This window comes from Streptomyces sp. NPDC018833, assembly GCF_044390825.1.
Taxonomy (GTDB): domain Bacteria; phylum Actinomycetota; class Actinomycetes; order Streptomycetales; family Streptomycetaceae; genus Streptomyces.
Map to the genome: position 1 here is coordinate 339,525 of NZ_JBIRZM010000004.1, position 14,914 is coordinate 354,438.

A 14,914-nucleotide genomic window follows, 5' to 3' on the forward strand; every position below is an offset into this window, starting at 1 on the left:
GGCCAGTCACCGACCGAGCAGTTACAAAGAAGACACACACTGCGCAAATCACATCTACGTGCTCGACCCGACCTGCCCGCACAGCCCTCAGGTGATGTTGTGAACTCGCTCATTGGCCGCATTCCCGTCCTGGACGTACGCCCGCTCGTCGACTGCGGCAGAAGGCCGGCGAAGGCCGTGGCGGGTGAGACCTTCCGGGTCACCGCCACGGTCTTCCGCGAGGGCCATGACGCGGTCGCCGCCAATGTCGTGCTGCACGATCCGAAGGGCCGCCCGGGGCCCTTCACCCCCATGCGGGAGCTCGCCCCGGGCACCGACCGCTGGGGCGCCGAGGTCACGCCCGACTGCGAGGGGGAGTGGACCTACACGGTGGAGGCGTGGAGCGATCCGGTCGCCACCTGGCGGCACCACGCCGAGATCAAGATCCCGGCCGGCATCGACACCGAGCTGGTTCTCGCGGAGGGCGCCGAGTTGTACGAGCGCGCCGCGGCCGCGGTGCCCAAGAAGGACGGCCGGGAGGCGGTCCTCGCCGTCGTCGACGCGCTGCGCGACACCGCGCGGCCCGCCGCCGCGCGCCTCGACGCAGCCCGCTGCGCCGAGGCCGCCGCCGCGCTGGCCCGTCATCCCCTGCGTGAACTGGTCAGCTCCGCACCGCCCCTGCCGCTGAAGGTCGAGCGCCGGCGTGCGCTGTACGGCTCCTGGTACGAGATGTTCCCGCGCTCCGAGGGCGCGGTGGTCAAGGAGGGCGAGCCGCCCGTCTCGGGGACACTGCGCACCGCGGCCGAGCGGCTGCCCGCCATCGCCGCGATGGGCTTCGACGTGGTGTACCTGCCACCGGTCCACCCGATCGGCACCACTCACCGCAAGGGCCGCGACAACTCCCTGACGCCCGGTCCGCATGACGTGGGCGTGCCGTGGGCGATCGGTTCGGCGCAGGGCGGTCACGACGCGATCCACCCGGATCTCGGCACGCTCACGGACTTCGACCACTTCGTCCGGGCGGCCCGCTCGCTGCGTATGGAGGTCGCGCTGGACTTCGCGCTCCAGTGCTCGCCCGACCACCCCTGGGTGAAGGAGCACCCCGAGTGGTTCCGTCACCGGCCCGACGGCTCCATCGCGTACGCCGAGAACCCGCCGAAGAAGTACCAGGACATCTATCCGATCGCGTTCGACGCGGACATGCCCGGCCTGGTCCGTGAGACGGTGCGGCTGCTGCGCTTCTGGATGGACCGCGGGGTGCGCATCTTCCGCGTCGACAACCCGCACACCAAGCCGGTCGTCTTCTGGGAGCAGGTGATCGCCGAGATCAACGGCAAGGACCCGGACGTCATCTTCCTCGCCGAGGCCTTCACCAGACCGGCCATGATGCACACGCTCGCCGCGATCGGCTTCCAGCAGTCGTACACGTACTTCACCTGGCGCACCGCCAAGCACGAACTCACTGAATACGTCACCGAACTGTCGGGCGAGCCCGCCGCGTACATGCGGCCGAACTTCTTCGTGAACACCCCCGACATCCTGCACGCCTACCTCCAGGAGGGCGGCCGGCCCGCGTTCGAGGTGCGGGCGGTGCTGGCGGCGACGCTGTCCCCGTCGTGGGGCGTGTACGCCGGGTACGAGCTGTGCGAGAACGTCCCGCTGCGCGTCGGCAGCGAGGAGTACCGCTGCTCGGAGAAGTACCAACTGCGGCCTCGGGACTGGGAGTCGGCCGACCGCGAGGGCCGCACGATCACCCCGCTCATCACCCTGCTCAACCGGCTCAGGCGCCGCCACCCGGCGCTTCAGCAGCTGCGCGACGTCCACTTCCACCACGCCGACAACGAGGCGGTGATCGTCTACTCCAAGCGCTCGGGCCAGGACGTCGTGCTCGTCGTCGCCAACCTCGACCCCCACCACACCCAGGAGGCCACGGTCTCGTTGGACATGCCGCGGCTCGGACTCGCAGCACACGAGACCGTACCGGTGCGCGACGAGCTCACCGGTGAGACCTATCACTGGGGCAGGGCGAACTATGTGCGCCTCGAGCCGGGCACCACGCCCGCGCACATCGTCACCCTGCGACCGTCCCCGCAGACCGGAGGGTCACCCACATCATGATCGTCAATGAACCCGTCCCCGACACCTTCGAGGACACCCCCGCTCGCGACCGCGACCCCGACTGGTTCAAGCGGGCCGTCTTCTACGAGGTCCTCGTCCGCTCCTTCCAGGACAGCAACGGCGACGGCATCGGCGACCTCAAGGGAATCACCGCCAAACTGGACTATCTGCAATGGCTGGGCGTCGACTGTCTGTGGCTGCCGCCGTTCTTCAAGTCCCCGCTGAAGGACGGCGGTTACGACGTCGCGGACTACACCTCCGTGCTGCCGGACTTCGGTGACCTGGCCGACTTCGTGGAGTTCGTGGACGCCGCCCACCAGCGCGGCATGCGCGTCATCATCGACTTCGTGGTGAACCACACCAGCGACCAGCACCCGTGGTTCCAGGAGTCTCGGGCCAACCCCGACGGGCCGTACGGCGACTACTACATCTGGGCCGACGACGACAAGCAGTACCAGGACGCCCGCATCATCTTCGTCGACACCGAATCGTCGAACTGGACCTTCGACCCGGTACGCAAGCAGTACTACTGGCACCGGTTCTTCTCCCACCAGCCCGATCTCAACTACGAGAACCCCGCCGTGCAGGAGGAGATCATCTCCGCGCTGCGGTTCTGGCTGGACCTGGGTATCGACGGATTCCGGCTCGACGCCGTGCCGTACCTCTACCAGGAGGAGGGCACCAACTGCGAGAACCTGCCGCGCACCCACTCCTTCCTCAAGCGGGTGCGCAAGGAGATCGACGCGCACTACCCGGACACGGTGCTCCTCGCCGAGGCCAACCAGTGGCCCGAGGACGTCGTCGACTACTTCGGCGACTACGCGGCGGGCGGCGACGAGTGCCACATGGCGTTCCACTTCCCGGTGATGCCGCGGATCTTCATGGCCGTGCGGCGCGAGTCCCGCTACCCGGTGTCGGAGATCCTTGCCAAGACACCGGCCATCCCGAAGAACTGCCAGTGGGGCATCTTCCTGCGCAACCACGACGAGCTCACGCTCGAGATGGTCACGGACGAAGAGCGCGACTACATGTACGCGGAGTACGCCAAGGACCCGCGGATGCGGGCCAACATCGGCATCCGCCGCCGTCTCGCGCCGCTGCTGGACAACGACCGCAACCAGATCGAGCTGTTCACCGCACTGCTGCTGTCCCTGCCCGGCTCGCCGATCCTCTACTACGGCGACGAGATCGGCATGGGCGACAACATCTGGCTCGGCGACCGGGACGCGGTGCGCACGCCGATGCAGTGGACCCCCGACCGCAACGCGGGCTTCTCCTCGTGCGATCCGGGCAGGCTGTACCTGCCGACCATCATGGACCCGGTCTACGGCTACCAGGTCACCAACGTCGAGGCGTCGATGTCCTCGCCGTCGTCCCTCCTGCACTGGACCCGGCGGATGATCGAGATCCGTAAGCAGAATCCTGCCTTCGGACTGGGGTCCTACACGGAACTGCCTTCGTCGAACCCGGCGGTGCTGGCGTTCCTGCGCGAGGCCCCGTCGAACGAGGACGGCGGCGACGATCTCGTGCTCTGCGTGCACAACTTCTCGCGGTTCGCACAGCCGACCGAGCTCGATCTGCGGGCGTTCAGCGGCCGGCACCCGGTGGAGCTGATCGGCGGTGTGCGGTTCCCGGCCATCGGCCAGTGGCCGTATCTGCTGACGCTGGCGGGGCACGGCTTCTACTGGTTCCGGCTGCGCAAGGACGCCGCACCGGCGGCGGCACAGGTCGCCAAGCCGGGAACCGGGACAGGCACCACTCCGGCCTGACAGCCCTGAGGAGGGAATCACGGGTCCGAAAGGCGCCCCCTGCGCCGGCGGGGCGGTTTCTGCCGCCCCGCACCGGGCACTCTCCCCCTCATCCCCGCGCGCCGCCGGACAGCCACAGCTGCAATCCGGGACACTTTGCGCATTCGTGGTGTACCCGGGGAAAGGACGCGATGCCCATGTCGGAGGCTGCTTCCACCCGGATCCCGCTCGCTCTGCTTCCGTCACTCGCCCCCCTGCTGCACCAATGGCTGCCCCGGCAGCGCTGGTTCGCGGGCAAGGGAACGCCGGTCACCGGCTTCTCCCTCGTGTCGGCAACCGAGTTGCTGCCGCTGCGGAGTCCGGGGCCGGGACTGTTGCACCTGCTCGCACGGGTCGAGCAGCCCGGTTCACCGGGTGACTGCTACCAACTGCTCATCGGTGTACGTGAGACCCTGCCGCCCACCCTCGCCCCGGCGCTCATCGGCCACCTCGCCGACGGTCCGCTCGCCGGGCGCACGGTGTACGAGGGCACCCACGACCCCCGGCTCGCCGCCCTGCTCCTGGAGCGGCTGCGCACGCCCGGGTCGCTGGGGCCGCTGCGCTTCCAGCGGTACGACGGCTCGCCGGCGATTCCCGGCGCTCTGGCCCCCCGGCCGCTCGGCGCCGAGCAGTCCAACTCCTCGCTCGTGTACGGCGACGCGTACATTCTCAAGCTCTTCCGCCGCCTCCACCCGGGACCCAACCCCGACCTGGAACTGCCGCTCGCGCTGGCCCGCGCCGGTTGCGAGCGGGTGCCCACCCCGATCGCCTGGTACGAGTCGGCCACGCCGGAACCTTTCACCCTCGGAGTGCTGCAGCCGTTCCTGCGCGGTTCGCGCGACGGCTGGGTGCTCGCCCTGGAGGCCCTGGCCGAGGGCCGCTCCTTCCGGACCGAGGCCGGCGAACTCGGGCAGGTCACCGCCGAGGTGCACACGGCGCTGGCCCGGGCACTGCCCAGCGTGAAGCTGAGCGGCGCGCACAGCGAGGAGTTGGCCGCCGCGATGATCCGGCGGCTTGAGGCAGCCGTCCGCACGGTGCCCGCGCTGGACCCGTACGCGCCCCGGCTGCGGAAGGCGTTCGAGGCGGTCTCGCTGCTCGGGCGGCGCGGCCGCATCTGGGCGGCTCAGCGGGTGCACGGCGATCTGCATCTGGGCCAGATACTGCGTGGTCCGGTCGCCACACCCTGGTCCGTCATCGACTTCGAGGGGGAGCCGGCCCGGCCGCTCACCGAGCGCTGCAGACCGCAGCCGGTGGTGCGCGACGTCGCCGGGATGCTCCGCTCCTTCGACTACGCGGCCCGTACGCACCGGCCGTGGAACCCGTCCTGGGCTGAGGCGTGCCGCGACGCGTACTGCTCGGGCTACGCGCAGGCGTGCGGCGCCGATCCGCGCGCCGAGCCCGAACTACTGCGCGCCTACGAGACCGACAAGGCCGTCTACGAGGTCGTGTACGAGGCCAGGCACCGGCCGGACTGGCTGCCGGTACCGATGGCCGCGATCGACCGCCTCGCGACGCTCGACTGACCCCACCGCTCCCTTACTCGCGCCCAGGAGGCCGACCCCCGTGACCCCCCGCCGCTCCCACCGCCCCAAGACCGACGCCACTCCCCCGCCCCCCGGCGACGTGCCGACCGCGCCCGGCGGCGGCACAGGAGCGACCGCCCCGCAGCCGTCGGAACGGACAGCCACGCCGGATTCCGAGGCGGGCCCCGCGGACGCACCCGGGCCGGCCGCGACCGCAGGGCCGACCGGGGACGCGCCCGAGGAGCGCGACACGGCCGCCGGGCCCGGGCACCCAACGGCGGCAGCCGGGCCCTGGGCCGTGTCCGGCGCCGGCCGGGAGCCGGGCGGGACATCCGCACCGGGCACCGAGCCGGCGGGCCGGCCCGCGCCCGGGACGTCCCCGAGCCAGGCCCGTGAGCCCGGCGCGGCGCACACCGGGCCCGCGCCGACAACGACCGAGGGGCCGACCGGGGACGCGCCGATGCCGACCGGGGACGCGCCCGAGGAGCGCGACACGGCCGCCGGGCCCGGGCACCCAACGGCGGCGGCCGGGGCGGGCAGGGGCACCGCGTCCGGGACGTCCCGGGCCGTGTCCCGACCGGCCGACGGGGCCGCGCCGGTGGCCTCGGACGCGCCCGGGACCTCCCTGACCGCGAGGCACAGCGCGGGCGCTCGCGACGAGACCCCCACGCCGGAGCCGACCGGTGGGGCGGCGCAGAGGAAGCCCGCCCCGGACGGGCGGAGCCGGACCCACAGGTCCGCCGACATGACGGGCACGCCGCGACCGGTGTCCGACGCCCAGGCGGCATCGGCCACGGCACGCCGGCCCGCGGCCGCCGCGCCACCACCGGCCGGTGAGCCCGCCCGCCGGGCCGCCGATGTCCCGGCACAGGCCGACGCGGCCGCTTCCGATGCCCGCAACGACGTGGCGGACGACGCCCCCGCAACCGGCGGCACGGGGCCCACCGCGCGGCGCGTGGCCTCCGCCCGCAGGGCCGGGGCCGAGGAACAGACAGACGCCCCCACGCCCAGCGGCACGGCACCCACCGCGCGACGCGTGGCCTCCGCCCGCAAGGCCGGGGGCGACGCACCCGACCGGCGGCGTGTCACCGCCGCGCGCAATGCCGACACCGCCGAAGAGGAAGGCGTCCGCCGGCCATTGGGGGTGGGCGGGTCCACGGCGCGGGCCGTGGCGGCCGGCACGACGAGCACGCCTGCCAAGAACTCCGGCCGCGGGCCCGCGAAGGGCACGGGCGGCGGGGGCCGGGGCGGCGGGGGCACGCCGCGCCCCCGGGCCGGCGGTGTGCGCGCCGCCAAGCCGCTCGGGGACGACGACCGCGGCCGGCTGCTGTACGGCAGTCACCACGACCCGCACGCGATCCTCGGCGCCCACCCCGTCCGCGGCGGTATCCAGCTGCGCGTCCTGCGCCCGCACGCGCTGTCCGTCACCGTCGTCGCCAAGGGGCTGCGTGCCGAGCTGAACAGCGACGGCGACGGCTTCTTCTCCGGCGTACTTCCCCAGCGCACCGTTCCGGACTACCGGTTGCTCGTGACCTACGAGGGCCACGAGGACGGCTTCGAGGTCGAGGACCCGTACCGCTTCCTGCCCGCGCTGGGCGACCTCGACCTGTATCTCATCGGCGAGGGCAGGCACGAGGAGCTGTGGAAGGCCCTCGGCGCGCACCTGATGACGCACCAGGGGGTGACCGGCACCCGGTTCACGGTCTGGGCACCCGACGCCCAGGGCGTCCGCGTGGTCGGTGACTTCAACTTCTGGGACGGCACCGGCCACCCCATGCGCTCACTCGGTGCGACGGGCGTGTGGGAGCTGTTCCTGCCGGGCGTCGCCGAGGGCACGCTGTACAAATTCGAGATCACCCGCCCGGACGGCTGCCACACCCAGCGGGCCGACCCGATGGCCCGGCGTACCGAGGTGCCGCCCGCGAACGCCTCGATCGTGACCGCGTCGCAGCATGTGTGGCAGGACGGCGAGTGGATGGCGCACCGCGGCGACCGCCCGGTCCACGAAGCGCCGTTCTCGGTGTACGAGGTGCACCTGCCGTCCTGGCGACCCGGCCTGACGTACCGGCAGCTCGCCGAGCAGCTGCCTCGGTATGTGAAGGAGCTCGGTTTCACGCACGTGGAGTTCATGCCGGTCGCCGAGCACCCCTTCGGCGGTTCGTGGGGCTACCAGGTCACCGGTTTCTACGCGCCGACCTCCCGGATGGGCACCCCGGACGACTTCCGCTTCCTCGTCGACAGCCTGCACCGGGCCGGGATCGGCGTCCTGGTGGACTGGGTGCCGGCGCACTTCCCGCGGGACGACTGGGCGCTCGCCCAGTTCGACGGGCGCCCGCTGTACGAGCACAGCGACCCGACGCGGGCCGCGCACCCGGACTGGGGCACGCTGGAGTTCGACTACGGCCGCAAGGAGGTGCGCAACTTCCTGGTCGCGAACGCCACGTACTGGTGCGAGGAGTTCCACATCGACGGGCTGCGCGTGGACGCCGTCGCGTCGATGCTCTACCTCGACTACTCCCGCGAGGACGGTCAGTGGTCGCCCAACGAGCACGGCGGCCGGGAGAACCTGGACGCGGTCTCGTTCCTGCAGGAGATGAACGCCACCGTCTACCGGCGCAATCCGGGCGTCGTCACGATCGCCGAGGAGTCCACGGCGTGGAACGGCGTGACGCGGCCCACCGACCACGGCGGTCTGGGCTTCGGCCTGAAGTGGAACATGGGGTGGATGCACGACTCGCTGCAGTACGTGTCGAAGGAGCCGGTGCACCGCAAGTTCCACCACAACGAGATGACGTTCTCGATGGTGTACGCGTACAGCGAGAACTACGTGCTGCCGATCTCGCACGACGAGGTGGTGCACGGCAAGCGCGCGCTGGTGAGCAAGATGCCGGGCGACTGGTGGCAGCAGCGGGCCAACCACCGTGCGTACCTCGGCTTCATGTGGGCCCACCCCGGCAAGCAACTCCTCTTCATGGGACAGGAGTTCGCCCAGGGCGCGGAGTGGTCCGAGGGCCATGGGCCCGACTGGTGGCTGCTGGATCCGTCGTACTCGGCGGAGCCCGACCACCGCGGTGTACGCGACCTGGTGCGCGAACTCAACGCGGTCTACGGCAAAGCGCCCGAGCTGTGGCAGCTCGACACGGTGCCGGAGGGCTTCGCCTGGGTGGACGGCGGGGCGGCCGAGGACAACGTCTTCGCGTTCCTGCGGTTCGGCAGGGACGGCACGCCGCTGCTCTCGGTGAGCAACTTCTCGCCGGTGGTGCGGCATGACTTCCGGCTGGGGGTGCCCGAGTCGGTGTCCGCCTGGAGGGAGGTGCTGAACACGGACGAGGAGCGGTTCGGCGGCTCGGGCGTGCGCAACGCGGACCCGATGAAGCCGGAGCAGGTCGAGTCGCATGGCCGGCGGACGTCGATCGCGCCGACGCTGCCGCCGCTGGCCACGATCTGGCTGCGCCCAACCTGACGGGCCGCGTGCCCCGCCGCGACCGGCAGCGGGGCACGGGCACGGTCTAGGCGTCGGTGCGCACCAGGCCCAGCCGCTGGGTGGCGCGGGTGCAGGCCACGTAGAGATCGTTCACGCCGCGCGGGGAGCCGGAGCGGATCAGCTCCGGCTCGACCACGATCACCGTGTCGAACTCCAGTCCCTTCGCCGCCTTCGGGTCGAGCAGCACGACGGGCCGGGTCAGATCCGGCTCATCGCCCGCGGCCGCCTCCGGCAGCTCGGCCGCGAGCGCGGGGAGCAGCGCGGCGGGTGCGATCACCGCGAGCCGCCCCTCGTGCGGCGCCCGGGCGACCTCCGCGGCCACCGTGCGGGCGAGGTCGTCCGGGGCGACGGCGACCTGACGGGGTGCCACGCCGGTCGAGCGCACGGAGCGCGGCGGCTCGAACGCCGGGTCCTCGCTGCGCCGCACCTCGGCCGCGAGCGCCATGATCTCTGCGGGCGTACGGTAGTTGACCCCCAGCCGGGTGTGCGTGAAACGGTCGCCGACGTACGGCTGGAGGATCTCCTGCCACGATCCGCTGCCCGCCGGGTCCCCGGTCTGCGCCGGGTCGCCGACGAGGGTCATCGACCGGGTCGGGCAGCGGCGCATCAGCAGCCGCCAGGCCATCGCGGACAGCTCCTGCGCCTCGTCGACGATGATGTGCCCGAACGCCCAGGTGCGGTCGGCCGCGGCGCGGGCGGCCGCGCTGCGGTGGTCGGCCTCCTCCTGGCGTTCGGCCATGCGCTCGGCGTCGATGATGTCGTGCGCGGCGAGCACCTCGGACTCCTCGTCCTCGAACTCGTACGTCTGCGAGCCGTGCGACAGCTCCAGCACGCCCTGCGCGTAGGCGATCCGGTCCTGGCGCTCGGCCTCGGCCGCGGCCCGCTCCGCGCTGTCGTCGACGCCGAGGAGCTCGGCGGCCTCGTCGAGCAGCGGTACGTCGGCCGGTGTCCAGGGACCCGTGGCGCGCCGGACCGCTTCCGCGTCCTCGGGGTCGAGGTACGGCTCCGGCTCGGTGAAAAAACCGGCGACGACCTGCTGCGGGGTGAGCGGGGGCCACAGCGCGTCGATGGCGGCGTGGACCTCGGCGCTGGTGGCGATCTCCTTGCCGAGCTGGGCGATGTCGTCGGGCCCCAGCAGGTTTCCGCCGCCGTACGGGTCGGCGCCGAGCCGGTCGGCGAGCTGCTCGGTCAGGGCGTCGATGACACGGAACGCGAAGTGCGGGCGGGCCAGGTTGTGCGGCAGACCGGTGGCGCGGGCCCGGTCGCGGGCCTCGTACGCCATCTCGCGGTGCAGCAGCAGCGTCCCGTACTCGGCGTGGTCGATCTCCAGGGCCGGTTCGGGCAGGGTTCCACCCTCCTCGCCCGTGGAGGCCGGCAGTGTCTCGGGGAGTGTCTGCCAGTCGGCGACGACGCGGGCCAGGACGTCCGCCATCGTGGCCGCGCCCTTGACAGCCGCGGCGCGCGGGGTGTCGGTGCCGGTGGCGTGCACGCCGGGGAACAGCTCGCCCATGGTGGACAGCAGGACGCCGGTCTCGCCGAGGGAGGGCAGGACTTCGCCGATGTAGCCGAGGAAAGCGGGGTTGGGACCGACGATCAGGACGGCGCGGCGGGCGAGCTGCTCGCGGTGGGCGTACAGGAGGTAGGCCGCGCGGTGCAGCGCCACCGCGGTCTTGCCCGTGCCGGGCCCGCCCTCGACGACGAGCACGCCGTGGCGGGGGGCGCGGATGATGCGGTCCTGTTCGGCCTGGATGGTCTGCACGATGTCGGCCATACGCCCGGTACGGGCGGCGCCGAGCGCGGCGAGCAGCACCTCGTCGGCGTCGTGCGCCTCGTACCCGGTGCGGGTGGTGTCGGCGAGGTCGAGGATCTCGTCGTGCAGAGCCGTGACCGTCCGGCCTGCGGTGCTGATGTGCCGCCGGCGTCTCAGATCCATCGGTTCGTGCCCGGTGGCGAGGTAGAACGGCCGGGCGACGGGTGCGCGCCAGTCGATGAGCAGCGGGGTGCGCTGCGGATCGTCCCTGCGCATTCCGATTCGGCCGATGTGATGGCGTGTGCCGTCCTTGAGATCGATGCGGCCGAAACACAGACCGTTGTCGACCGCATTGAGCGCGGAGAGGTGCGCACCGTGTTCGGCGACGCCCACGTCCCGTTCCACGCGCGACTGGGCGAGACCGGTGCTGGCCTGCCTCAACGTGGTCGCGATGGCGCCTTCGGCCTCCTCGCGGAGCGCGTCGAGACGCTCGTAGAGCCCGGTGATGAATTGCTGCTCGTTCTGCAATTCCTCGGTTGACAATTCCGCTCCTGCCGCGATATGGTGTCGCCAATGAACTTATCCGCGCTATTGCCCTACCGCGAAGTGGGCGAACACGGAAACAATTAATATACGCAGAGAAAGACCCCGGCCGTCAATTCGGTCCGGGGTGTTTTTCTGCGCATGGACACATCGGCGGAGCTGTCGCTGGGGATTGTCGCGGCGACGGCGCTGCTGCGGAGGTTCGGCGCGGAGGACATCGCGCATCCCGGGGATGCTCCTCGCTCATCCGGAGCGGGTCGAGAACCGCCCCGCCGGCTGGGGCGCCCGGCCGGCGCTGTGGCCGGCCGGACTGGTGTCCGTCAGCGGGCGAGCACCTCCTGAAGTTCTTCCAGGAGCCTGCGCTTGGGGCGGGCGCCGACCATGGAGCGGACCGGCTCGCCGCCGTCGAAGACCAGCAGCGTCGGCAGCGACAGGACCCCGTACCGGGTCACGGTCTCCGGGTTCGCGTCCGCGTCGATCTGCACGACCTTCAGCCGGTCGGCCTCCTCGTGGGAGACCGCGCTCAGCACGGGCGCGAGCTGGCGGCACGGGCCGCACCAGTCCGCGCCGAACTCCACCAGGACCGGGCGGTCGGCGCCCAGCACCTCGCCGTCGAAGTCCGCATCGGTCACCACGGCCACGTCCTTGGCCAGAATCATCACTCAGCCTCCGAATTCGCATCTGGGTTCCGGACCGTCCCGCAGCTCCGCCTCGGCGCGCAGCAGTTGCGCGCCGACGTGCGCACGCACCGATCGCAACCGGTCGATGAGCGCGTCCAGCTCGGCGAGCTTGGTCCGGTACACGGCGAGCGAGGCGGGGCAGGAGTCTCCGGCCGGGTGGCCGGCACGCAGGCATTCGACGAACGGCCGCGTCTCCTCCAGGTCGAACCCGAAGTCCTGAAGGGTCCGGATCTGCTGGAGCAACCGCAGATCGTCCTCGTCGTAGGTGCGGTAGCCGTTCACCGCGCGCCGGGCGGGCAGGAGCCCGCGGGACTCGTAGTAGCGCAGAGTGCGGGTGGTGGTGCCGGCCCGCTCCGCAAGCTCGCCGATTCGCATGTCCCCGACCGTAATCCTTGACGCCGACGTCAAGGCAACGGCCCGGGACCGTCGCTCAATCGCGGCGCGGCAGCAGCGGCTTGCGCTCCAGAGGTGAGGTCAGCACGATCGACGTCGTGGTGCGGCCGAGCGCCGACACCTGTTCCAGCACGTCCTCCAGGTGGACCGTGTCGGTCACGGCGACCTTGAGGATCCAGCAGTCCTCGCCCACGACGTGGTGCGCCTCGATCACCTCGGGGCGTTCCAGCAGTTCCAGCGTCCTCGGGTGCTTGAAGTTGTATCCGCCGTGCGGATCGACCCGGATGAAGGCCTGGATTCCATGACCGAGCCTGGCGGGCGAGACATGCGCCCCATACCCCGTGATCACACCGGACGCCTCCAGCCTGCGCACGCGTTCGGTGACCGCCGCCGGACTGAGCCGGACCCGGCGCCCGAGCTCGCTGAGCTTGACGCGACCGTCGCTCTGGAGGATCTCAAGGATGTGCCGGTCGACGGCGTCCAGAGCGGCCACCGACGTTTCGTCGGCAGCGGGCCTCGATTGCCGTGATTCTTTCGGCGCAGCGGCCCCATCTCCCATGACTCCCCCTTCATGACGCGGCCCGCAAACATAACACTGGTGACCCGTAAGGAAATCGGCGGCAGGAAATGAGGATCCGGGGCGTATGAGAGACGTACTGGTCATCGGAGGGAATCGGTATTTCGGAAAGCGGCTGATATCCCGGCTGCTGGATTCCGGCGACCGGGTCACCGTCCTCAATCGCGGTTCGTCGGCCCCGCCCGCGGGCGTGACCCGGCTGACCGCCGACCGTTCCGACGAGCCCGCGCTGCGATCGGCGCTCGGCACGCGCACCTTCGACGTGGTGATCGACCAGGTCTGCTACACACCGCGCCAGGCGGACATCGCCCGCCGGGTGTTCGCGGGCCGCACCGGCCGTCATGTCATGACGTCCACCGTCGAGGTGTACGAGTACGAGGACTCGGCCGCGCCGGTCCGCGAGGAGGCGGTCGACCCGCTCACCGTTCCCGTCGACCTCGCAGCGCCCTGGGACGACGCCGGCTACCGCGACGAGCACTACGGCGACGGGAAGCGGCAGGCGGAGGCGGTCTTCGCGGCGGGCACGGCCTTCGACTGGGTCTCGGTACGGGTCGCCCATGTGCTGGGCGGTGACGACGACTTCACCGGCCGGCTGGAGCACTACGCGACCCGGATGCGCACCGGCAGCCCGGTCGCGGTGCCCATGAGGAATCACCCCGCGACGTACATTCATGTGGAGGAGATCGCCGACTTCCTTTTCTGGACGGCCGGTCAGGACTTCACGGGCCCGGTGAACGCGAATGCGCACGGCCCGCTCACCACCGGCGACATCTGCACGGCCATCGGGCGCCGGACGGGCACCGAAGCGCAATTCACTACGGTGGAGGTGGGTGAGACGTCGCCCTTCTCGTTCGCCCGCTCCTACGGCATGGACAACACCCGGGCCACCGCACTGGGCTTCACGTTCGGGCACACCTCCGACTGGCTCGACCGGGCCGTGGCCGAGACGCTCGGCGAGCACGCGGCGGACGCGGAGGCCCGGCGATGAGGTACCGCATGGTCGGCGACATCCGCGTCGGGGCGATCGGATACGGGGCGATGCCCCTGTCCATCGAGGGGCATCCGGACGAACGGCAGGCCGTCGCCACCGTCCACGCCGCACTGGACGCGGGCGTCACCCTGATCGACACGGCCGACTCGTACCACGTACCCGGCGGTGAACCGGGGGCCGGCGAATCGCTCGTGGCCCGCGCCCTCGCCGCGTACGGCGGGGACACCGACACCGTGCTCGTCGCCACCAAGGGCGGCCGGGGCCGCACGGCCGACGGCGGCTGGACGGTCGACGGCGACCCGCGCTCCATCAAGCGGGCCGCACGGGCTTCCCTCGCCCGGCTGGGCGGCGCCGCGATCGGGCTGTACCAGCTCCACAAGCCGGACCCGGCGGTCCCGTACGCCGAGTCGGTCGGCGCACTGCGGGACCTGCTCCAGGAGGGGACGATCCGCTACGCGGGAATCTCCAACGCCGACACGGACCAGATCGCGCTGGCACACGCCATGCTGGGCGACCGGTTGGTGTCCGTACAGAACCGCTACTCGCCAGAGGTGCGCTCCAGCGAGCCCGAACTGCGGCTGTGCGCGCACCTGGGGACGGCGTTCCTGCCGTGGAGCCCGCTCGGCGGGATCTCGCGCAGTTCCCTGGACGGGCCGTCGGCACTCGCCGCGGCCGGGCCGTACGCGGCCTTCCACTCGGTGGCGCGTGAGCGGGGCGTCAGCCCCCAGCGGGTCGCCCTCGCCTGGCTCCTGGCGAAGTCGCCCACGGTCGTGCCGATTCCCGGGGCGAGCCGCCCGGGCAGTGTCACCGACTCCGCCGCGGCGGCGGATCTGGTGCTGACGGAGGCGGAGTTGGCGGCGCTGGACGCGTGAGCATCCCGCACAGGCCGCCCCGGAGTCCGGAGGTATCCCGGAGGCCCGGAGGCCTGGAGATCCCGGAGATCCCTGAGGCCCGGAGATCCCGGAGTCCGGAGATCCCGGAGTCCGGAGATCCCGGAGTCCGGAGGACCCGGAGGACCCGGAGGACCCGGAGGACCCGGAGGACCCGGAGGACCCCGAGGACCCGGAGGACCCCGAGGACCCGGAGGAC

10 protein-coding genes are annotated in these 14,914 nt (G+C 71.7%); 6 read left to right on the top strand and 4 right to left on the bottom strand.

Translation table 11 applies throughout. The features are described from left to right. Positions 1-99 precede the first annotated feature (99 nt). The 4 genes from ACH5AF_RS11240 (at position 100) to glgB (ending at position 8,870) form a co-directional block, all read left to right on the top strand. Positions 100-2,097 carry an alpha-1,4-glucan--maltose-1-phosphate maltosyltransferase gene (locus tag ACH5AF_RS11240; protein ID WP_398901290.1) on the top strand — a complete coding sequence of 666 codons (1,998 nt, stop codon included), beginning with the start codon at positions 100-102 and terminating at the stop codon, positions 2,095-2,097. Then, on the top strand, positions 2,094-3,866 hold the full coding sequence (treS, locus tag ACH5AF_RS11245) for a maltose alpha-D-glucosyltransferase (RefSeq protein WP_398901291.1): 1,773 nt from the start codon (positions 2,094-2,096) through the stop codon (positions 3,864-3,866). Before ACH5AF_RS11240 ends, treS begins: the two co-directional genes overlap by 4 nt. 176 nt (positions 3,867-4,042) lie before the next feature. Then, complete coding sequence (locus ACH5AF_RS11250; protein ID WP_398901292.1) at positions 4,043-5,407, top strand: maltokinase; 1,365 nt, start codon at positions 4,043-4,045, stop codon at positions 5,405-5,407. 745 nt (positions 5,408-6,152) lie between these two features. Further along, on the top strand, positions 6,153-8,870 hold the full coding sequence (gene glgB, locus ACH5AF_RS11255; protein ID WP_398901293.1) for a 1,4-alpha-glucan branching enzyme: 2,718 nt from the start codon (positions 6,153-6,155) through the stop codon (positions 8,868-8,870). Positions 8,871-8,916: 46 nt separating this feature from the next. Here glgB and ACH5AF_RS11260 read toward each other — a convergent pair whose 3' ends face one another. From ACH5AF_RS11260 to ACH5AF_RS11275, 4 genes are all read right to left on the bottom strand, one after another. Further along, on the bottom strand, positions 8,917-11,184 hold the full coding sequence (locus ACH5AF_RS11260) for a HelD family protein (protein ID WP_398901295.1): 2,268 nt from the start codon (positions 11,182-11,184) through the stop codon (positions 8,917-8,919). 320 nt (positions 11,185-11,504) lie between these two features. Beyond that, positions 11,505-11,843, bottom strand: coding sequence for a thioredoxin (gene trxA, locus ACH5AF_RS11265; protein WP_398901296.1), 339 nt, complete (start codon positions 11,841-11,843; stop codon positions 11,505-11,507). Positions 11,844-11,846: 3 nt separating this feature from the next. Then, positions 11,847-12,239 (bottom strand): MerR family transcriptional regulator, encoded by a 393-nt coding sequence (locus ACH5AF_RS11270; RefSeq protein ID WP_398901297.1) that lies wholly within the window; start codon positions 12,237-12,239, stop codon positions 11,847-11,849. 55 nt (positions 12,240-12,294) lie between these two features. Continuing rightward, positions 12,295-12,816, bottom strand: coding sequence for an Lrp/AsnC family transcriptional regulator (locus tag ACH5AF_RS11275; protein ID WP_398901298.1), 522 nt, complete (start codon positions 12,814-12,816; stop codon positions 12,295-12,297). Positions 12,817-12,901: 85 nt separating this feature from the next. Between ACH5AF_RS11275 and ACH5AF_RS11280 the strand changes: the two genes are divergently transcribed. Together ACH5AF_RS11280 and ACH5AF_RS11285 are read left to right on the top strand one after the other, a co-directional pair. Continuing rightward, the gene (locus ACH5AF_RS11280; protein ID WP_398901300.1) at positions 12,902-13,822 is read left to right on the top strand and encodes an NAD-dependent epimerase/dehydratase family protein; all 921 of its coding nucleotides are present in this window, start codon (positions 12,902-12,904) and stop codon (positions 13,820-13,822) included. Further along, positions 13,819-14,697, top strand: coding sequence for an aldo/keto reductase (locus tag ACH5AF_RS11285; RefSeq protein WP_398901301.1), 879 nt, complete (start codon positions 13,819-13,821; stop codon positions 14,695-14,697). Before ACH5AF_RS11280 ends, ACH5AF_RS11285 begins: the two co-directional genes overlap by 4 nt. Positions 14,698-14,914: the final 217 nt, after the last annotated feature.

What these genes read in the sequence shown, in the direction of transcription:
- ACH5AF_RS11285 (WP_398901301.1), top strand. Translation starts at nt 13,819, where the DNA reads ATGAGGTACCGCATGGTCGGCGACATCCGCGTCGGGGCGATCGGATAC.
- ACH5AF_RS11250 (WP_398901292.1), top strand. Translation starts at nt 4,043, where the DNA reads ATGTCGGAGGCTGCTTCCACCCGGATCCCGCTCGCTCTGCTTCCGTCA.
- treS (WP_398901291.1), top strand. Translation starts at nt 2,094, where the DNA reads ATGATCGTCAATGAACCCGTCCCCGACACCTTCGAGGACACCCCCGCT.
- ACH5AF_RS11280 (WP_398901300.1), top strand. Translation starts at nt 12,902, where the DNA reads ATGAGAGACGTACTGGTCATCGGAGGGAATCGGTATTTCGGAAAGCGG.
- ACH5AF_RS11270 (WP_398901297.1), bottom strand. Translation starts at nt 12,239, where the DNA reads ATGCGAATCGGCGAGCTTGCGGAGCGGGCCGGCACCACCACCCGCACT.
- glgB (WP_398901293.1), top strand. Translation starts at nt 6,153, where the DNA reads ATGACGGGCACGCCGCGACCGGTGTCCGACGCCCAGGCGGCATCGGCC.
- ACH5AF_RS11275 (WP_398901298.1), bottom strand. Translation starts at nt 12,816, where the DNA reads ATGGGAGATGGGGCCGCTGCGCCGAAAGAATCACGGCAATCGAGGCCC.
- trxA (WP_398901296.1), bottom strand. Translation starts at nt 11,843, where the DNA reads ATGATTCTGGCCAAGGACGTGGCCGTGGTGACCGATGCGGACTTCGAC.